Genomic DNA, 18,115 nt, shown 5'->3' on the forward strand with positions numbered 1-18,115 from the left:
CGGTGCCGGGATGCTCTAGGGTCCGGCCGTGACCGAGCCGCAGCAGACGTCGGACAGCCCGCTGGAGATCGCCGTGGTCCGGCTCGACCCGGACCTGCCGCTGCCGGCGTACGCGCACCCCGGCGACGCCGGCGCCGACCTGCTCACCACCGTCGACGTCACGCTGGCGCCGGGGGAGCGGGCGCTGCTGCCGACCGGCATCGCGCTCGCGCTGCCGCACGGGTACGTCGGCCTGGTGCACCCCCGCTCCGGCCTGGCCGCGCGGCACGGCGTCACCGTCGTGAACGCGCCGGGGACGATCGACGCGGGCTACCGCGGCGAGGTGAAGGTGCTGCTCGTCAACCTCGACCCGTCCGAGCCGGTCGAGCTGCACCGGGGCGACCGGATCGCGCAGCTGGTCGTGCAGCGAGTGGAGACCGCGACGTTCGTCGAGGTCGACGTCCTGCCTTCCTCGGAGCGGGGGAGCGGAGGTTACGGTTCTACCGGGGGGTTCGGTCGCCCGTGACCCGCCCCTGACCCGCCAGTCGAGGGAGATGTACGTGAAGTTCCGCCGCAAGTCCGTCGAGCCCAGCAGCGAGGGCGGATCGACCGACGAGGCCGGGACGGCCGCGGCTCCGGTCGGTCCCTACGACGCCTCCGACCTGCCTCCCGGCGACGGCGAGCGGGTCGACCTCGGCTCGCTGCTCATCGGCGCGGTGCCCGGTCGGGAGCTGCGCCTGCAGGTCGACGAGCGCTCGGGCGAGGTCCAGGCGGTCCTGCTGACCGGCGAGGACGGCGCCCTCGAGCTCCGCGCGTTCGCCGCGCCCCGCAACGACGACCTCTGGAGCGACCTGCGGCCGCGGATCGCCGCCGAGATGGCCCAGCGCGGCGGCACCGCCAGCGAGCGCGAGGGCCGCTTCGGCACCGAGCTGCTCTGCGAGCTCCCGGTCACCCGCACCGACGGCCAGTCCGCCACCCAGCCGTCGCGGATCATCGGCATCACCGGCGACCGCTGGCTGCTGCGGGCGACGCTGCTGGGCCGTCCGGCGATGGAGCCCGACTCCGACCAGGCGCGGGAGTGGGAGGACGTCATCACCACGGTCGCCGTACGCCGTGGCGCCGGTGCCGTGCCTCCCGGCGAGCCGCTGCCGGTCACCATGCCGGAGAGCGCCAGGCGACTGGCATGAGCCGCCTGCGACGCAGCCTGAGCCGCTGGGCCGACACCAGCGACCAGCACGCGCGCGACCTGCGCAAGACGTACGCCGCCCCCGACTGCTCCACCGTCGCCACCGCCCCGGACCGCGAACGCGTCCACCTGCGCGGCACGCTGCGGACCGTCACGCTCCGCCCGCGCGGCGGCGTGCCTGCCCTCGAGGCCGAGCTCTTCGACGGCTCCGGCGTGCTCACCGTCGTGTGGCTCGGTCGGCGCCAGATCGCGGGCATCACCCCCGGCCGCTCCATCGACGTGCAGGGGCGGATCGGCACGCACGACGGCGCGCGCGTCATCTACAACCCCCGCTACGAGCTCCTCCCGTGACGACCGAGCAGGAGCAGCCCACCGTCGAGACCGTCGAGTCGGTCGTCCGCGCCCAGCTGGCCAAGGCCCTCGGCGGCCGCCGCGGCATGGTCGAGGCCGCGGTGCCGACGATCCTCTTCACCGCGCTGTGGCTCACCACCCGCGAGCTCGTGCTCGCGCTCACGATCAGCGTCGCTGCCGCGGTCGCGATGCTCGTCGTGCGGCTCGTGCAGCGCTCGACGGTGCAGTTCGCGCTCAACGCGCTCTTCGGCATCGGCATCGGCTGGCTCTTCGTCCGCCTCGCCGCGAGCCGCGGCGGCAGCGAGGACGAGCAGGCGCTGGCGTACTTCCTGCCCGGCATCCTCTACAACGGCGGCTACACCGTCGTCCTCGCGCTCACCTGCCTCGTCGGGTGGCCGCTCGTCGGCTTCATGGTCGGCAGCGTCACCGGCGACCCCACCGCCTGGCACGACGACCGGCAGGTCGTCCGGCTCTGCAGCACGCTCACCTGGCTGCTCGTCGTCCCGTGCTTCCTGCGCGTCGTCGTCCAGGCGCCCCTGTGGCTCGCCGGGAACAGCGGCGCCATGGACGCCGACACCGTCGTCGCCACCCTCGGCATCCTCAAGATCGCCCTCGGCTGGCCCCTCCAGCTCGCCGCCCTCGCCGGCATGGCCTGGGTCCTCGGCCGCGACCGCACCCCGGTCACCCCCTCCGCCGCTTGACCTTCGCCGCCTGACCTCGGCCGTCGGTCGGTCGGTTCGTCGGTTGGGTGGCTCCTCGGTTGGGTGGCTGGGGGAGACAGATTCACCGGTCAACCGGTGAATCTGTCGACTGGACCGAGGAATCTCGCGCTTGACCGACGAATCTTCATCGGTCAAGCGCGAGTTCCGTCGGTCAAGTGCGGGCCTCCAGCGCCGACCCCCGCCTGACCGGCGATGAGCCCGGTCAGCGGGTGAGGCGGGTGAACTGGTCCAGGTAGCGGGCGACGACGCCGGCGTCGCCGACCTCCAGCGCGAGGCCGGTGCTGGTGGTGCCGCGGTCGGTCCATGGCGGACCGCCGACCCAGGCGCGGGTGGTGGAGCCGCCGGAGACGACGAGGGTGGTCTGGGCGACCTTCGCGGCGGTGACCGGCACCCCGGCGTTCGTGAGCCGGCTGCGGATCCCGCCGAGCACACCGGGACCGGCGACGACGGCGACGTCACAGCCGGCGCGGCGCAGGTCGGCGAGGCGGTCGGCGACCAGCCGGCCGCGGGCGCCGGCCCAGGAGCGGACGACGGCGCGAACCCGGGTGGCGCCCTGGCCGGCCGGTGTGCATGCCACCGGGGCGAGCGCCTCGATCACCGGGTCGGTGGAGCCGCTGGCGACGGGGTAGGACATCGCGGCCAGCGCACGCGCGGGACCGGTCGGCGCGGTGGGATCGGTGGGATCGGTCGGCACCTCGGGCGCGGGCGTGGGCGCGGCCGCGGCGACGAGTCGGTCGAGGACGGCGCCGTACGCGTCGTACGTCGCCGGGTCGGTGGAGATGAAGCCGGTCGTCCAGGCCTTGGTGCTGGCGGGGACCGCGGCGGCGCTGGCGACGACGGTCAGGTCGGTGGTCCGGCTCAGCCGGTCGACGAGCAGCGCCTCGACCTCGTGGCGGCCGCCGTCGAGGCAGTCCGCGGCGCAGGCGAGGGCGTACGACGTCGCGGCGGCGTCGGTGCCGAGCGCGGCCTGGAGCCGGGTGAGCGCGGGGCTGGCCGCCCCGGAGACGACCCGGACGCCGACGCCCTCGGCGGCGGCCGCGAGCAGCGCCTCCTCGAGGACCGGGTCGGCGAGGCGGGCGGTGGCCAGCCGGACCGTGTCGCCGGGCTCGGCGTTGCGCACGGCGCGGACCTGGCGGTCGCGGACGGCGGTGCGGCCGGCCGGGTCGGCGGTCGGGTCGTTGAAGACCGGGCCGTCGGCGAGCAGCTGCTGCGGCTGGTAGGTGACGACGACGGCGTCGTGGTCGGAGTTGAAGCCGCGCACCACCCGCCGGTCGGTCGGCACGAGACCACCGGCGTCGCGGACGCTCATCGTGTAGTCGAGCAACGACCTCGTGCCGCGCGAGCCGATGAGCGGCATGTCGAAGCGGAGGAGGTCGCCGAGCGCGCTGGTCGGCAGCCCCGCGTTGCGGCGGTTGCGGTCGGCCAGGTAGTTGACGTTGAGGTCGCCACCGGCGAAGACGTGCTCGGTCGTGCCGAAGAGCCGCTCGACCTCGCCGCGCAACAGCTGCAGGTGCTTGCGCAGCCGCGGGATGCGGCGCATGTCGCTGAGCCGCGCGTCCTTGGAGGCGCGGGCGATGGTGTGGGCGTTGGCGAGGCCGTAGACCTCGCCGGTGGCGATCTCGCGCAGCCGCACCGAGTTGATGTGGCGGGCGGGGGTCACGCCCTTCTCGGCGGGGTGCACCTTGATCGTGCGACCCTCGATCAGCCGGAAGCGCGAGCGGTCCCAGATGATCGGGATGGTGCCGCCGCCGGTGGTGGGCATGTACCAGCCCCAGTCCTCGGCGGTGAGCAGCGAGATGAGGTTGCGGCGGTCGACGGCGTCGGAGAACTCCTGGAGCATGCCGGCGTCGCCGAGCGGCAGCACCTTGCGCACGTCGGCCATCGCCTTGGCCGGGCCGAGGCAGTAGCAGACGTTGAGCGTGAAGGCCTGGAACGGCTCGGCGACGGTCGGCGACGGGACCGGGACGGGGGACGGCGCCGGCGCAGGGGACGGCGTCGGATCGGCGGCCGGATCGGCGCTGGCGGGGACGGTGGCCGTGGCGCCGAGGACCGTGGCGGCGATGCCGACCACGACCGAGCGGGCGAGCACCGACGTGCGCCGGCGCCCGTCGGAAGTGCGTGCGGAACCCATGGACCTGCCTCCTGCTGCGCGGTCCGGAACGCCGCGACCCAGGAATCACACCAGTCACACCAGTCACACGCAAGCGACCGCGGACAACTACAACTGTGTAGTTCTCGAAGGCCGGGCGACGCGGTGCGCCGGACGGGTGGTCAGCCGCCGTGCATCGAGGGGGCCAGCAGCCGCTCGAGGGCGTCCTCGACCTCGGCCGGGACGACGAACAGCAGCTCGTCGCCGGACTCGACCGGCTGCTCGGCGCTCGGCACGTAGACCTGGCCGTCGCGCAGGATCGTGACGAGTGCGCAGTTCTCCGGCAGGGGGATGAGCCCGCTCGGCTTGCCGACGTACGGCGAGTCGGCCGGCAGCGTCATCTCGACCAGGTTGGCGCCGCCCTGGCGGAAGGTGAACAACCGCACCAGGTCGCCGACCGTGACCGCCTCCTCGACCAGCGCGGACATGATCCGCGGGGTCGAGACGTTGACGTCGACGCCCCAGGCCTCGGTGAAGAGCCACTCGTTGTTGGGGTGGTTGACCCGGCCGACCGTGCGCGGCACGCCGAACTCGGTCTTGGCCAGCAGCGAGGTGACCAGGTTGACCTTGTCGTCGCCGGTCGCGGCGATGACGACGTCGCAGCGGTCCATCCGCGCCTCCTCGAGCGAAGAGAGCTCGCAGGAGTCGGCGAGCAGCCACTCGGCGTCGGGCACCCGCTCGGGGCGGATGGAGTCCGGGTTCTTGTCGATGAGGAGGACCTCGTGGCCGTTGTGGATCAGCTCACGGGCGATCGAGCGGCCGACGGCTCCCGCTCCGGCGATGGCGACGCGCACGTCAGTCCTCCTGCGGTCCGCGCTTGATGACGGACATGGCGTGGTCAGCGTTCTCCTCGCGGACGACCAGGTGGATCAGGTCGCCCTCCTGGATGACGGTCTCGCGCTTGGGCAGCATGCCCTCGCCGAGCCGGTCGATCCACGCGATGCGGCTGCCGGTCTGCTCCTGGAAGTGGACGGTCCGGTGGCCCACCCACACCTCGGGCACGGGCACGTGGTCGACCCGGATCGTGCCGGAGGGGTCGCGGAAGTCCGGCTCCGCGCCGGCCGGCAGCAGCCGGCGCAGCACCTGGTCGGCGGTCCACTTCACCGTCGCGACAGTGGTGATGCCGAGGCGCTGGTAGACCTCGGCGCGGCCGGGGTCGTAGATGCGGGCGACGACCTGCTGGATCCCGAACGTCTCGCGTGCGACGCGCGCGGCGATGATGTTGGAGTTGTCGCCGGACGAGACGGCGGCGAAGGCGTCTGCGCGGCGGATGCCGGCCTTCTCCAGGACCTCCTGGTCGAAGCCCACGCCGGCGACCTTGTCGCCGTTGAAGCCGGGGCCCAGGCGGCGGAAGGCGTCCGGCTCGCTGTCGATGACCGACACCGTGTGGTTGCGGTCCTCGAGGCTGCGGGCGAGGGTCGAGCCGACTCGGCCGCAGCCCATGATCACGACGTGCACGGGGGAACCGTACCCGCGCCGGACGCCGCTTCGCCCGCGAAGCCTCGGGTGGGGCGCCGGACGAGTACCGTTCCGGCTCGTGAGTGTCGGGGACGTCTCCAAGCGGATCCTGCTGGGACGCAAGCTGAGGAGCTCCCAGCTCGGGGAGACGCTCCTGCCGAAGCGCATCGCGCTGCCGGTCTTCGCCAGCGACGCGCTGTCGTCGGTCGCCTACGCGCCCGACGAGGTGTTCATCATGCTGTCGCTGGCGGGCGCGTCGGCGTACGTGTGGTCGTGGAAGGTCGCGCTCGCGGTCGCGCTGGTCATGGCGGTCGTCGTGGCGTCGTACCGCCAGACCGTCCACGCCTACCCCTCGGGCGGCGGTGACTACGAGGTCGCGACCGTCAACCTCGGGCGCACTGCCGGCATGACGGTGGGCAGCGCGCTGCTCGTGGACTACGTGCTGACGGTGGCGGTGTCGATCTCCTCGGGGGCGCAGTACGCCGCCGCGGCGATCCCGTCGCTCGTCGGGCACGAGCCGACCGTCGCGGCGGTCGCGGTCCTCGGCCTGATGGCGATGAACCTGCGCGGCATCCGCGAGTCCGGGCGGTTCTTCGCCGTCCCCACCTACGCCTTCATGGTCGCGATCATCGGCATGTGCGCCTTCGGCCTGGTCCGGCTGGCGCTGGGCGACCTGCCGGAAGTGGAGTCGGCCGGTCTGACGATCGAGCCCGAGCCGGGCCTGGAGGAGCCGCTCACCACGATCGGCCTGCTGATCCTGCTGGCGCGGGCGTTCTCGTCGGGCTGCGCGGCGCTCACCGGCGTCGAGGCGATCTCCAACGGCGTGCCCGCCTTCCGCCGCCCCAAGAGCAGGAACGCCGCGACCACGCTGCTGCTGCTCGGGATGATCGCGATCACGATGATGGTCAGCGTCATCGTGCTGGCCCGGCAGATGGGCATCCGGTACGTCGACCCGCACGACCTGCACCGGCTGACCCGCGACGGCGAGCCGGTCGGCCCCGACTACGAGCAGCACGCGGTCATCGCCCAGATCGCCCGGGCGGTCTTCCAGGAGTTCAGCCCGGCGTTCTACGTCGTCGTGACCGTCACCGGCATCATCCTGGTGCTCGCCGCCAACACGGCGTTCAACGGCTTCCCGGTGCTTGGCTCCATCCTCGCCAAGGACGGCCTCGCGCCCCGCGCGCTGGGGTCCCGCGGCGACCGGCTGGCGTACAGCAACGGCATCGTCGCGCTGGCGGTGATGGCGATCGTGCTGATCTACGTCTTCGACGCCGAGACCACCCGCCTGATCCAGCTCTACATCGTCGGCGTCTTCGTCTCCTTCAACCTCAGCCAGCTCGGCATGATCCGGCACTGGACGCGCGCCCTGGAGACCGAGCGCGACCCGGCGGAGCGGCGGCGGATGATGCGCTCGAGGATGATCAACGCCGTCGGCCTGGCCCTCACCGCCGTCGTCCTCGTCATCATCATGCTGACGAAGTTCCTGGCGGGCGCGTGGATCACCGTGCTCGCGATGGGCTTCTTCTTCCTGCTCATGAAGAGCATCCGGCAGCACTACGACCGGGTCGCCGACGAGCTGGCCGCCGACGAGGAGGACAAGGCGCTGCCGACCCGCGTCCACGCCATCGTCCTGGTCTCCAAGCTGCACAAGCCCACGCTGCGGGCGCTCGCCTTCGCCAAGGCGACCCGGCCCAACGTGCTCGAGGGCGTCTACGTCGACGACGGCACCGACACCACCGCCCGCCTGCTCGCCGACTGGGACGAGCGCCGCATCGACGTACCGCTCAAGGTGCTCCACTCGCCCTACCGCGAGCTGGTCCGGCCGGTGGTGGAGTACGCCACCGAGATCCGCAAGGCCAACCCGCGCGGCGTGGTCGCGGTCTACATCCCGGAGTACGTCGTCGGCCGCTGGTGGGAGCAGCTGCTCCACAACCAGACCGCGCTGCGCCTCAAGGGTCGGCTGCTGTTCACCCCGGGTGTCATGGTGACCTCCGTGCCCTACCAGCTGAGGTCCTCCGAGATCGCCCGTGAACGCGTCCGCCGCGAGGCCACCCGGGTCCGCCCGGGCGACCTGCGCCGCGGCCAGGTCCAGCGCCGCCCCGACGACCGCGAGGTCAAGCGATGACCCCGCGTCCGCCGCAGCGGCGGGGCCGGCCCGCGCCGCGCCAGCGCCAGGCCCGCGGGGCCCCGGTCGTCGGCCGCCGCTACGAGGCCGTCGTCGGCCCGGTCGCCCACGGCGGCCACTGCATCGTCCGCGTCCCCACCGACCCCACCGACCCCACCGGCGCCTCGGAGGAGACACGCGTGGTCTTCGCCCGCCACGGCATCCCCGGCGAGCGGGTCGTCCTGGAGCTGACCGAGGGCACCGAGGGCGACCGATTCTGGCGCGGCGACGTCGTCGAGGTGCTCGAGGCCTCGCCGGACCGGGTCGTCCCGCCGTGCCCGTTCGCCGGGCCGGGCCGCTGCGGCGGCTGCGACTTCCAGCACGTCGACCTCGGGCGCCAGCGCGCGCTGAAGGCCGACGTCGTCGCCGAGCAGCTGCGCCGCCTGGCCGGCCTCGACGTCGACGTGACGGTCGAGGCGGTCGAGGGCGACCTGCCCGAGCAGCTCGCCGGCCTCCGCTGGCGCACCCGCCAGCAGTACGTCCGTCTCCCCGACGGCCAGCGCGGCTTGCGCAAGCACCGCTCGCGCGAGGTGGTCGTCGTCGACGACTGCCGGATCGCCCACCCCGACGCCCGCGAGCCGCGACCCGGCACCGTCACCGAGCAGGTCACCGCCGCCGGCGCCACCCACGCGTACGACGTCGCCACCGACGGGTTCTGGCAGGTCCACCCCGGCGCGCCGCGGACGCTGGTCGAGACGGTCCTCGAGGTGCTGCGCCCGCAGGCGGGGGAGTCCGTGCTCGACCTGTACGCCGGGGTCGGGCTGTTCGCCCATTTCCTCGGCGAGGCCGTGGGGGAGACCGGCCGGGTCGGCGCGATCGAGGGCGACCCGACCGCGGCCGGCCACGCCGCGACCAACTGCCCCGGGGCCGAGGTCACTGCCGGAGGCGTCGACGAGGTGCTCGCGGCGGCGTACGACGGGCACTGGGACCTGGTCGTGCTCGACCCGCCCCGCGAGGGCGCTCGCCGCCCCGTCGTGGAGCAGGTCGTGGCACGGACCCCACGCGCGGTGGCGTACGTCGCGTGCGACCCGGCGGCCCTGGCGCGCGACGTGTCGGTCTTCGCCGAGCACGGCTACCGCCTCAGCGGGCTGCGCGCCTTCGACCTCTTCCCGATGACCCACCACGTGGAGTGCGTCGCGCTGCTGGAGCGCGAGGCGAGCGACTGACACCCGCTCGTGGATCGGTGCCACGTGGTGGCACCGATCCACGACCGTCAGCCCTCTCCACAGGCCGCGATCGCCTCGGTGAGGCACCGGCCGCGGTGGGCAGGCTCCTGCCGTGCCACCCGACGACACGCCACCACCCCCGGACATCGCGGGTCTGCGCCACCTGACGACCTACGTGCAGGACGGGGTGGTGTCCCGAACGCAGCTCGGTTCGCTCGGCTTCCGGCCCCACGACGTACGCCGGATGCTGCGCCGGCTGGAGCTCAGCGTCGTCCATCCCGGCGTGTACGTGCGGCACACCGGTCCGCCCACCTGGCCGCAACGCGCCTGGGCCGCGGTCCTGGCCACCGGTGGCGTGCTGACCCGCGAGTCCGCGCTGCCGAAGCCGCCCGAGCGGGCACCGATCCAGGTCGCGGTCGACGTGCGTCGCACGGTCGCCCGGCTCGAGGGCGTCACCGTCCACCGCACCGCCCACCTGGCCGACCGGATCGCACCGGGCTCGGCGCCTCCGCGGATCGGTGCCGCCCACGCCGCCGTGGAGCTCGCCGACCTCGCAGCGGACGAGCACGCGGCGTACCGGGTGCTCGCCGACGTGCTGCACACCCGCGAGGTGGTCGCGGCGGACCTGGCGGCAGCCATCGCGGCGCGGGGCCGGCTGCGCCGCAGGGCGCTCCTGGTCGAGCTGGTGGCGGACCTGGCGACCGGGGCCGCCTCCGTGCTCGAGCGCGCGTACCTGCGCGACGTCGAGCGCGCACATGGTCTCCCGGTCGGGCGCCGGCAGGCACGGGGGAGCGTGGACGGCCGGACCGTCCTGCGGGACGTCTCCTACGACGACTTCGGCACCTACGTGGAGCTCGACGGCCGGGCGTTCCACGACACGCCCGCTGCCCGCGACCGCGACCTGGCCCGCGACCTGACGGCGGTGGTGGCGGACGGGCGCACGACCGTGCGGCTCGGGCACCGTCAGGTCCTGTCCGAGGCGTGCGCCACCGCCGTGGCCGTCGGTCGTCTGCTGCAAGGGCGAGGGTGGAGCGGGGGACCGGCGACCTGCCCCCGATGTCCGAGCCTTCGGTCGTGATCCGGTGCCACCGGCTGGCACCGGACCGCGACCGACCGTACTGGCTCGACGTCGTGTATCTTGATATCAAGAGAGTTCGGTCGACCAGCTGCAGAGGTTAGGGCTGCCTTCCTTCCGTCGCCCACCAGCGCAACGGCAAGATGGCGAGGAGCCGACCGCACCATCGATCAAGCACCACCGGACGTCACGAGGAGAGTTGGCAGTGGCCAGTCAGGACAGCTTCGGTGCCAAGAGCACCCTGGACGTGGACGGACAGTCCTACGAGATCTACCGCCTCGACGCGGTGACGGGGGAGGGCCTGGACGTCGAGACGCTGCCCTTCAGCCTCAAGGTCCTGCTCGAGAACCTCCTGCGGACCGAGGACGGCGCGGACATCACCGCCGACGACATCAAGGCCCTCGCCGGGTGGGACGCCGACGCGCACCCCGACAAGGAGATCCAGTTCACGCCGGCGCGCGTGATCATGCAGGACTTCACCGGCGTGCCCTGCGTCGTCGACCTCGCCACCATGCGCGAGGCGATGGCCGAGCTCGGCGGCGACCCGTCGCGGATCAACCCGCTCGCGCCGGCCGAGATGGTCATCGACCACTCCGTCATCGCCGACGTCTTCGGCTCGCCCGAGGCGTTCGAGCGCAACGTGGAGATCGAGTACGAGCGCAACCGCGAGCGCTACCAGTTCCTGCGCTGGGGCCAGGGCGCCTTCGACGACTTCAAGGTCGTCCCGCCGGGCACCGGCATCGTGCACCAGGTCAACATCGAGCACCTCGCCCGCACCGTCATGGTGCGCGACGGCGTGGCGTACCCCGACACCTGCGTCGGCACCGACTCCCACACCACGATGGTCAACGGCATCGGCGTCGTCGGGTGGGGCGTCGGCGGCATCGAGGCCGAGGCCGCGATGCTCGGCCAGCCGGTCTCGATGCTCATCCCGCGCGTCGTCGGCTTCAAGCTGAACGGCGACCTGCCCGAGGGCTCGACCGCGACCGACCTGGTGCTCACGATCACCGAGATGCTGCGCAAGCACGGCGTCGTCGGCAAGTTCGTGGAGTTCTACGGCCCCGGCGTCTCCGCGCTCCCGCTGGCCAACCGCGCCACGATCGGCAACATGAGCCCGGAGTTCGGCTCGACCATCGCGGTCTTCCCCATCGACGAGCAGACCGTCGAGTACCTCAAGCTCACCGGGCGCTCCGAGGAGCAGCTCCGCCTCGTCGAGGAGTACGCCAAGGCGCAGGGCCTGTGGCACGACCCGGACGCCGAGCCGCGCTACTCCGAGAAGCTCGAGCTGGACCTCTCGACGGTCGTCCCGTCGCTCGCCGGCCCGAAGCGCCCGCAGGACCGCGTCGCGCTCTCCGACGCCCGCGAGGCGTTCCGGATCGCGCTGGCCGACTACGTTGCCGCCGACGAGACCGGCGGTGAGGACCGCAAGCCGGGCGTCCCGGGCAACGAGAAGCCGTTCGGCGTCACCACCGGCGCCGACGAGGCCTCCGCGGAGTCCTTCCCGTCCTCCGACCCGCCGGCGAGCAACGGCAACGGCGACGGTCACGACGACGCCGCCAAGCCCGCCGACTGGCACAGCGCCGCGGCCAACGCCGACGGCCGCCTGAGCGACCCGATCACCGTCACCCTCGAGGACGGCCGCGAGTTCGAGCTCGACCACGGTGCGGTCGCGATCGCCGCGATCACCTCGTGCACGAACACCTCGAACCCGTCGGTGATGATCGGCGCTGCCCTGCTGGCCAAGAACGCGGTCGAGAAGGGCCTGACCACCAAGCCGTGGGTCAAGACCACGCTCGCGCCCGGCTCCCAGGTCGTCTCCGACTACTACGAGCGCGCCGGCCTCACGCCGTACCTCGACAAGCTCGGCTTCAACCTCGTCGGCTACGGCTGCACCACCTGCATCGGCAACTCCGGCCCGCTCATCCCCGAGGTCTCCGCCGCGGTCAACGAGAAGGACCTCGCGGTCGTCTCGGTGCTCTCGGGCAACCGGAACTTCGAGGGCCGGATCAACCCCGACGTGAAGATGAACTACCTCGCGTCCCCGCCGCTGGTCGTCGCCTACGCGCTGGCCGGCTCCATGGACGTCGACCTGTTCAACGACCCGCTGGGCCAGGACACCGACGGCAACGACGTCTACATGAAGGACATCTGGCCGTCCCCGCAGGAGGTCGAGCGGGTCATCGGCGAGTCGATCACCTCCGACATGTTCGACAGCTCCTACGCCGACGTCTTTGCCGGCGACGAGCGCTGGCAGTCGCTGCCGACCCCCGAGGGCGACACCTTCGAGTGGGACGCCGAGTCGACCTACGTCCGCAAGCCCCCGTACTTCGACGGCATGCCCGACGAGCCGGAGGCGGTCACCGACATCAAGGGCGCCCGCGTGCTCCTCAAGCTCGGCGACTCGGTCACCACCGACCACATCAGCCCGGCCGGCGCGATCAAGAAGGACTCGCCGGCCGGCAAGTACCTCGCCGAGCACGGCGTCGAGCAGCGGGACTTCAACTCCTACGGCTCGCGCCGCGGCAACCACGAGGTCATGATCCGCGGCACGTTCGCCAACATCCGCCTGCGCAACCAGCTCGCGCCGGGAACCGAGGGTGGCGTCACCCGCGACTTCACCAACGGTGGCGAGGTGACCTCGGTCTTCGAGGCCTCGGAGAACTACATCGCCGCGGGCACCCCGCTGGTCGTCCTGGCCGGCAAGGAGTACGGCTCCGGCTCCTCGCGCGACTGGGCCGCCAAGGGCACCTCGCTGCTGGGCGTCAAGGCCGTCATCGCCGAGTCCTACGAGCGCATCCACCGCTCGAACCTCATCGGCATGGGCGTCATCCCGCTCCAGTTCCCCGAGGGCGAGACCGCCGAGAGCCTCGGCCTGACCGGCGAGGAGGAGTTCTCCATCACCGGCATCACCGAGCTCAACGAGGGCCGCACGCCCAAGACCGTCAAGGTCAAGGCGGGCGACGTCGAGTTCGACGCGGTCGTCCGCATCGACACCCCCGGCGAGGCGAACTACTACCGCAACGGCGGCATCATGCAGTACGTCCTGCGCAACCTGCGCAAGGCCTGATCCGCTCCCGCACCGTCCGGACGGCCCGTCACCCCTCGGGGGTGGCGGGCCGTCCGTCTGTTCCCTTCTTCGTCCTCGACCCCTCGCTCGGGGTTGCTCGGTGCGTGGAAGGGGATGACGAGGCAGGAGAGGAACCCGATGAGCACCTTGCGCGACCGCCTGGCCGACCTGGCCGCCGACGCCGGACCGGGCGACGGTCCCGGGGTACCCCCGGCGACGCTGTGGGAGCGCGGCGTACGTCGTGCACGGCTGCGTCGCGCGGCATCGGGGGCTGCCGTGGCGGCCGCCGTCGTGCTCGTGACGGCCGGGCTTGCCTTGCGCACCGACCCGCCAGCGCCGCTCCCGGCCGACGTGCCCTTCGAGCGGTTGCACCTCCCCGAGCAGGTCCGGCCGCCGGGGACGTGGTCCGACGCGGAGAACCCGGCCGGGCCACTGGCCGCCGTCGGACTCTTCCTGCGCACCGAGCCGGAGGGCCTGTTCGGCGAACGGACGCCGCTGGAGGTCTTCGGGGTCTCGGCCGTCGACGGCCGAGCCGGGTGGATCGACCTGCCGGGCGTGACCGTGGAGTCGCAGGGGCTGGTCGGGTGGTTCGCGCTGTCGCCCAACGGACGCTGGATCGGCTGGACCCGGCACGATGAGCCGCGGCGCCCCGGGGCGCAGGCCCCACAGGCCGGGTGGTCGGTCCTGGACACGACAACCGGCGAGGTCCGCGAGCTGGCCGACCCGCGCGCCCGCCGGGTGGTCGACGCGACCGACCTCGCGTTCTCCGGGGACTCCCGGTACCTGCTCACGAGCTACGAGACGCGCAGCGGCGGCGGGGACCGGCGCCACAGGTTCGTGGCCGTCGACGTCCGCACCGGTGAGCGGACGGTCGTCGAGGGGCCGGGGGAGAAGTGGGTGCCCTCGTTCGGCACGGCACCGTCGGACGTCGTCTGGTCCCGCGGCCGGAAAGTCCACCGGCTCGACCCGCTCACCGGGGAACGGCGCACCTCCGCGTTCCCGCAGTCGGTCGTCGTCGCCTCGTGGGGGCCGGACGACCGCGCGTTCGCTTATGTCGGGCGGCGAGCGGGTCCCGACGAGCCCGGACGCTGGCGGCTCTACGCCGGCCGCTCGGTCGCCGAGGCGCGCGACCGGGCGCTGCCGCTCGGCACCCAACCGGGGCAGATCCTCGGCTGGCGCGACGCTCGGCACGTGGTCGTCGGCCACTGGCGCACCACGGTGCGGGTTGTCGACGTCGTCACGGGCGAGACCGAGACCGTCGACCTCGACGGCGGGGCGGCGAAGTACAACGCGCCGTTGCTCGCCGGCGACCTCTGGCAGAACCCGCTCGTCCCTGCGGTGGACCAACCGGGCGGCAGCGACCCGCGGCGGCCGTACCTGGTGGGCGGCGCAGCCGTGGGTGCCGTCGCGGTGGTGGGTCTCCTCTGGACGAGGAGGCGGCGACGTGTCCAGGGCTGAGCGTGACCGCGAGGGGTTCGAGCAGTTCGTCGGCGCGCGGCGCGCGGCGCTGCTGCGCACGGCGTACCTCCTCACCGGCGACCACGACGACGCCGAGGACCTCGTCCAGGTCGCGCTGGTCAAGGTGGTCCCGCACTGGGACCGGATCGCCGACCGGCCCGAGCCCTACGTGCGCCGCGTGCTCGCCCGCGAGAGCGTCTCGCGGTGGCGCCGTCGGCGGTGGCGGGAGGTCAGCACGGCCGAACCGCCCGAGACCCGCGCCGCCGGGGACGGGACGGGGGAGGCCTCCGACCGCGACCTGCTGCGGGCCGCGCTGGCGGCGCTCCCGCCGCGGCAGCGGGCGGTGATCGTGCTGCGCTACTACGAGGACCTCACCGAGCGGCAGACCGCGGACGTGCTCGGGATCGCGGTCGGCACGGTCAAGTCGCAGGCCCGGGAGGGACTCGCCCGGTTGCGGACGCTCGTGCCGGAGGCCGAGGTGGTGGCCACTACCGTGTGACGCATGATCGTGGCGTTCAGCATCAGCCCGACCACCGGTGACGAGACCGGCGGTGTCTCCGAGGCGGTCGCGGCCGCGGTGCGGGTGGTCCGCGAGTCCGGGCTGCCGAACGAGACCAACGCGATGTTCACCAACATCGAGGGCGAATGGGACGAGGTCATGGCGGTCGTGAAGAAGGCCGTCGACGTCGTCGCCGAGGTGTCCCCGCGGGTCGGCCTGGTGCTCAAGGCCGACATCCGGCCCGGGTACGACGGCCAGCTGACCGCCAAGGTCGAGCGGGTCGAGCGCGCGCTCGAGCAGTCGTGAGCGACGTACCGCCGCCTCCGCCCTCGGTCCCTCCGCCGCCGGCACCCCCGCCCCCGCCCCCGGGCCCGCCGGCGCCCCCGGCTCCGCAGCGTGACCGGTTCAGCGTGCTGGTCCTCGCCGGGCTGGCCGCGTGCGCGGTGCTGCTGGTGGCGATCGGTGTGCCCGTGGCGGTCAGCCAGGTGCGGGCGGACGACGCCGCCCGGGTCGAGCGGAACCTCGACGAGGTGCAGGTCTTCGCCGACCTGAGCACCGACCACACCGACGGCGACGTGGACTACCCGCAGGTGCCGCCGGCCGGCGGGCCGCACCACCCGCGGTGGCTCGAGTGCGGGGTCTACGAGGAGCCGGTGCGCGAGGAGAACGCCGTGCACGACCTCGAGCACGGCACGGTGTGGATCACCTACGACCCGGACCTGCCCGCCGAGGACGTCGCGTCCCTGGCCGAGCAGCTGCCCGCCAACGGCATCCTGTCGCCGTACCCCGGCCTGCCCGCCCCCGTCGTCGTCACCGTCTGGGGCCACCAGCTGCGGCTCGTCGGCGCGGACGACCCCCGGCTCGGGCTGTTCGTCGAGCAGCTCGGCGGCGGCCGCTCCGCGCCCGAGCCGTTCGCCTCCTGCGCCGGCGGCGTGCCCGACCCGCAGGGCGGCGTCGAGCCCGAGCGGGGCCCCGGCACGACGGTGTAACCCCCGCGGGGGCCGGGCACGGGAGGACCATGGACTCCGAGACCAGGGACTACCGCACCGGCGGCGAGGACACCGTCCTGGACCTCACCCGCGACTGCGCCGACTACGTCAGCGGTCGCGGCGACGGCCTGCTCCACCTCTTCGTGCCGCACGCGACCGCCGGACTGGCGATCCTCGAGACCGGCTCCGGCAGCGACGACGACCTGCTCGCCGCCCTCGGCGACCTGCTGCCCGCCGACGACCGCTGGCGCCACCGCCACGGCACCCCCGGCCACGGCCGCTCCCACGTCATGCCGGCCCTCGTGCCGCCGTACGCCACCGTCCCCGTCCTCGACGGCTCGCTCGCTCTCGGTACTTGGCAGAGCATCTGCCTCGTCGACCTCAACGTCGACAACCACGACCGCACCGTGCGGTTCTCCTTCCTCGCGGGCTGACTCCCGGCTGCTCGACCAGCGGTGGCCGGGCTAGGTTCGCCACATGCATGAGCCGACCAGATTCGCCTGCGCGCTGCTCGTCGACCGCCGGGGATGGGTGCTGCTGCAGGAGCGGGACGAGCACGCGGTGATCGACCCGGAGACGTGGGGGATGCCGGGCGGTCACGTGGAGGACGGCGAGGGGTTCGAGGAGGCGGCGTACCGCGAGCTGGCCGAGGAGACCGGCGTCCGGCTCGAGCGGGGTGACCTGCAGTTCTGGCGGGAGGTCCCGACCGAGCACGCGTCGTACGGCGTGGGCTCGATGCACGTGTACGTCGGCGCCGTCGACCTCACCGACGCCGACATCACCTGCGGCGAGGGCCGGCAGATGGTCTTCGTCGACCCGGCGCGGGTGCCGACCCTCGAGCTGACCGGCTCGGCGGCCGACGCCCTCCCGGCGTTCCTCGACAGCGAGATGTACAGCACCATGGCCCCATGACCACCGCGCGCACCACGGACCTGACCGTCGTCCCCGTCCCGGCCCACGGCGCCGAGGACGTCGTCGTCGCCACCTCCGGCCCCGACGAGGGCTGTGTGTTCACCGGCACCGAGGACGGCAGCGTCTTCCGGGTCTCGCACGACGGCGCGAAGGTGGACCGGGTCGCCCACACCGGCGGCCGCCCCCTCGGCATCGAGATCGACGCCGACGGCCGGCTGCTGGTGTGCGACGCCAAGCGCGGCGTGCTCCGGATCGACACGGCGACCGGCGGCATCGAGACCGTCACCGACCGGGTGGGCGGGCAGCCGATGGTCTTCTGCAACAACGCGGCGATCGCGAGCGACGGCACCGTGTGGTTCTCCGACTCCTCCCAGCGCTACGGGATCGAGCGGTGGAAGGACGACTTCATCCAGGTCACCCGTTCGGGCCGGCTGATGCGGATGGACCCCGACGGCACGGTGACCGTCGTCCTCGACGGGCTCGCCTTCGCCAACGGCGTCGCGCTGAGCAAGGACGAGGACTTCGTCTGCGTCGCCGAGACCGGCGGCCGCACCGTCGTCCGTCGCTGGCTGACCGGCGACCGCGCCGGCATGCGCGACCTGCTCTGCTCGAACCTCCCGGGCTACCCCGACAACATCGCCCGCGGCAGCGACGGCCTGATCTGGGTGACGATCGCCAGCCCGCGCGACCCGGTGGTCGAGCGGCTCCAGGGCGCGCCGTTGAAGGTGCGCAAGCTGGTCACGCGGATCCCGCAGAAGCTGCAGCCGCAGCCCGCGCGCACCGTCCGCGTCCAGGCGTACGACGACGAGGGCCGGCTCGTCCACGACCTCGACCTGCCGGGCGAGCGGTACCACATGGTGACCGGCGTCCGGGAGCACGACGGTCGCGTCTGGATGGGCAGCCTCCACGAGCCGGCGATCGCGGCCCACGACCTGTGACC

18 protein-coding genes are annotated in these 18,115 nt (G+C 73.2%); 15 read left to right on the plus strand and 3 right to left on the minus strand.

What is annotated here, in order from left to right:
* Nucleotides 1-28: 28 nt before the first annotated feature.
* The 4 genes from dut to H7344_RS01290 are packed head-to-tail and all read left to right on the plus strand — an operon-like array spanning nucleotide 29 to nucleotide 2,217.
* A complete protein-coding gene (gene dut, locus H7344_RS01275) occupies nucleotides 29-505 on the plus strand; it encodes a dUTP diphosphatase (RefSeq protein ID WP_229706815.1) in 477 nt (158 codons plus the stop codon).
* A gap of 28 nt (nucleotides 506-533) precedes the next feature.
* On the plus strand, nucleotides 534-1,166 hold the full coding sequence (locus tag H7344_RS01280) for a DUF3710 domain-containing protein (RefSeq protein WP_186344203.1): 633 nt from the start codon (nucleotides 534-536) through the stop codon (nucleotides 1,164-1,166).
* Entirely contained in the window at nucleotides 1,163-1,516 is a 354-nt protein-coding gene (locus H7344_RS01285; protein ID WP_186344204.1) for an OB-fold nucleic acid binding domain-containing protein, read from the plus strand. The genes H7344_RS01280 and H7344_RS01285 overlap by 4 nt, the downstream gene beginning before the upstream one ends.
* Nucleotides 1,513-2,217 carry a DUF3159 domain-containing protein gene (locus H7344_RS01290; protein ID WP_229706814.1) on the plus strand — a complete coding sequence of 235 codons (705 nt, stop codon included), beginning with the start codon at nucleotides 1,513-1,515 and terminating at the stop codon, nucleotides 2,215-2,217. Before H7344_RS01285 ends, H7344_RS01290 begins: the two co-directional genes overlap by 4 nt.
* 223 nt (nucleotides 2,218-2,440) lie before the next feature.
* Here the strand turns inward: H7344_RS01290 and H7344_RS01295 are convergent, their stop codons facing one another.
* From H7344_RS01295 to H7344_RS01305, 3 genes are all read right to left on the minus strand, one after another.
* Nucleotides 2,441-4,369 carry a hypothetical protein gene (locus H7344_RS01295; RefSeq protein ID WP_186344205.1) on the minus strand — a complete coding sequence of 643 codons (1,929 nt, stop codon included), beginning with the start codon at nucleotides 4,367-4,369 and terminating at the stop codon, nucleotides 2,441-2,443.
* Between the two features lie 140 nt (nucleotides 4,370-4,509).
* Complete coding sequence (locus H7344_RS01300) at nucleotides 4,510-5,181, minus strand: potassium channel family protein (protein ID WP_186344206.1); 672 nt, start codon at nucleotides 5,179-5,181, stop codon at nucleotides 4,510-4,512.
* Between the two features lies 1 nt (nucleotide 5,182).
* Nucleotides 5,183-5,830, minus strand: a complete 648-nt coding sequence (locus tag H7344_RS01305) for a potassium channel family protein (RefSeq protein ID WP_207620053.1) — start codon at nucleotides 5,828-5,830, stop codon at nucleotides 5,183-5,185.
* Nucleotides 5,831-5,924: 94 nt separating this feature from the next.
* Between H7344_RS01305 and H7344_RS01310 the strand changes: the two genes are divergently transcribed.
* The 11 genes from H7344_RS01310 (at nucleotide 5,925) to H7344_RS01355 (ending at nucleotide 18,113) form a co-directional block, all read left to right on the plus strand.
* Complete coding sequence (locus H7344_RS01310; RefSeq protein ID WP_229706813.1) at nucleotides 5,925-7,970, plus strand: APC family permease; 2,046 nt, start codon at nucleotides 5,925-5,927, stop codon at nucleotides 7,968-7,970.
* Nucleotides 7,967-9,175 (plus strand): class I SAM-dependent RNA methyltransferase, encoded by a 1,209-nt coding sequence (locus tag H7344_RS01315; RefSeq protein ID WP_186344208.1) that lies wholly within the window; start codon nucleotides 7,967-7,969, stop codon nucleotides 9,173-9,175. Before H7344_RS01310 ends, H7344_RS01315 begins: the two co-directional genes overlap by 4 nt.
* A gap of 190 nt (nucleotides 9,176-9,365) precedes the next feature.
* Nucleotides 9,366-10,253: a hypothetical protein gene (locus H7344_RS01320; protein ID WP_186344209.1), complete on the plus strand. Its 888-nt coding sequence runs from the start codon at nucleotides 9,366-9,368 to the stop codon at nucleotides 10,251-10,253.
* A gap of 202 nt (nucleotides 10,254-10,455) precedes the next feature.
* The gene (locus tag H7344_RS01325) at nucleotides 10,456-13,317 is read left to right on the plus strand and encodes an aconitate hydratase (protein WP_308423304.1); all 2,862 of its coding nucleotides are present in this window, start codon (nucleotides 10,456-10,458) and stop codon (nucleotides 13,315-13,317) included.
* Nucleotides 13,318-13,455: 138 nt separating this feature from the next.
* Nucleotides 13,456-14,775: a TolB-like translocation protein gene (locus tag H7344_RS20355; RefSeq protein ID WP_229706812.1), complete on the plus strand. Its 1,320-nt coding sequence runs from the start codon at nucleotides 13,456-13,458 to the stop codon at nucleotides 14,773-14,775.
* Nucleotides 14,762-15,274: a SigE family RNA polymerase sigma factor gene (locus H7344_RS20360; protein WP_229706811.1), complete on the plus strand. Its 513-nt coding sequence runs from the start codon at nucleotides 14,762-14,764 to the stop codon at nucleotides 15,272-15,274. The genes H7344_RS20355 and H7344_RS20360 overlap by 14 nt, the downstream gene beginning before the upstream one ends.
* 3 nt (nucleotides 15,275-15,277) lie before the next feature.
* Nucleotides 15,278-15,580 carry a thiamine-binding protein gene (locus H7344_RS01335; protein WP_186344212.1) on the plus strand — a complete coding sequence of 101 codons (303 nt, stop codon included), beginning with the start codon at nucleotides 15,278-15,280 and terminating at the stop codon, nucleotides 15,578-15,580.
* A gap of 104 nt (nucleotides 15,581-15,684) precedes the next feature.
* Nucleotides 15,685-16,263: a DUF3105 domain-containing protein gene (locus H7344_RS01340; protein WP_222130075.1), complete on the plus strand. Its 579-nt coding sequence runs from the start codon at nucleotides 15,685-15,687 to the stop codon at nucleotides 16,261-16,263.
* Between the two features lie 29 nt (nucleotides 16,264-16,292).
* Nucleotides 16,293-16,697: a YjbQ family protein gene (locus tag H7344_RS01345; protein WP_186344214.1), complete on the plus strand. Its 405-nt coding sequence runs from the start codon at nucleotides 16,293-16,295 to the stop codon at nucleotides 16,695-16,697.
* 43 nt (nucleotides 16,698-16,740) lie between these two features.
* Nucleotides 16,741-17,175, plus strand: coding sequence for an NUDIX domain-containing protein (locus H7344_RS01350; protein WP_186344215.1), 435 nt, complete (start codon nucleotides 16,741-16,743; stop codon nucleotides 17,173-17,175).
* On the plus strand, nucleotides 17,172-18,113 hold the full coding sequence (locus tag H7344_RS01355) for an SMP-30/gluconolactonase/LRE family protein (RefSeq protein WP_186344216.1): 942 nt from the start codon (nucleotides 17,172-17,174) through the stop codon (nucleotides 18,111-18,113). The genes H7344_RS01350 and H7344_RS01355 overlap by 4 nt, the downstream gene beginning before the upstream one ends.
* The last annotated feature ends 2 nt before the right edge of the window (nucleotides 18,114-18,115 follow it).

This window comes from Nocardioides deserti (genome assembly GCF_014266025.1).
Taxonomy (GTDB): domain Bacteria; phylum Actinomycetota; class Actinomycetes; order Propionibacteriales; family Nocardioidaceae; genus Nocardioides; species Nocardioides deserti.

Coding starts and splice junctions, on each gene's coding strand:
- H7344_RS01280 (WP_186344203.1), top strand. CDS start 534: ATGTACGTGAAGTTCCGCCGCAAGTCCGTCGAGCCCAGCAGCGAGGGC.
- H7344_RS01285 (WP_186344204.1), top strand. CDS start 1,163: ATGAGCCGCCTGCGACGCAGCCTGAGCCGCTGGGCCGACACCAGCGAC.
- H7344_RS01295 (WP_186344205.1), bottom strand. CDS start 4,369: ATGGGTTCCGCACGCACTTCCGACGGGCGCCGGCGCACGTCGGTGCTC.
- H7344_RS01305 (WP_207620053.1), bottom strand. CDS start 5,830: ATGGGCTGCGGCCGAGTCGGCTCGACCCTCGCCCGCAGCCTCGAGGAC.
- H7344_RS01315 (WP_186344208.1), top strand. CDS start 7,967: ATGACCCCGCGTCCGCCGCAGCGGCGGGGCCGGCCCGCGCCGCGCCAG.
- H7344_RS20355 (WP_229706812.1), top strand. CDS start 13,456: ATGAGCACCTTGCGCGACCGCCTGGCCGACCTGGCCGCCGACGCCGGA.
- H7344_RS01335 (WP_186344212.1), top strand. CDS start 15,278: ATGATCGTGGCGTTCAGCATCAGCCCGACCACCGGTGACGAGACCGGC.
- H7344_RS01345 (WP_186344214.1), top strand. CDS start 16,293: ATGGACTCCGAGACCAGGGACTACCGCACCGGCGGCGAGGACACCGTC.
- H7344_RS01350 (WP_186344215.1), top strand. CDS start 16,741: ATGCATGAGCCGACCAGATTCGCCTGCGCGCTGCTCGTCGACCGCCGG.
- H7344_RS01355 (WP_186344216.1), top strand. CDS start 17,172: ATGACCACCGCGCGCACCACGGACCTGACCGTCGTCCCCGTCCCGGCC.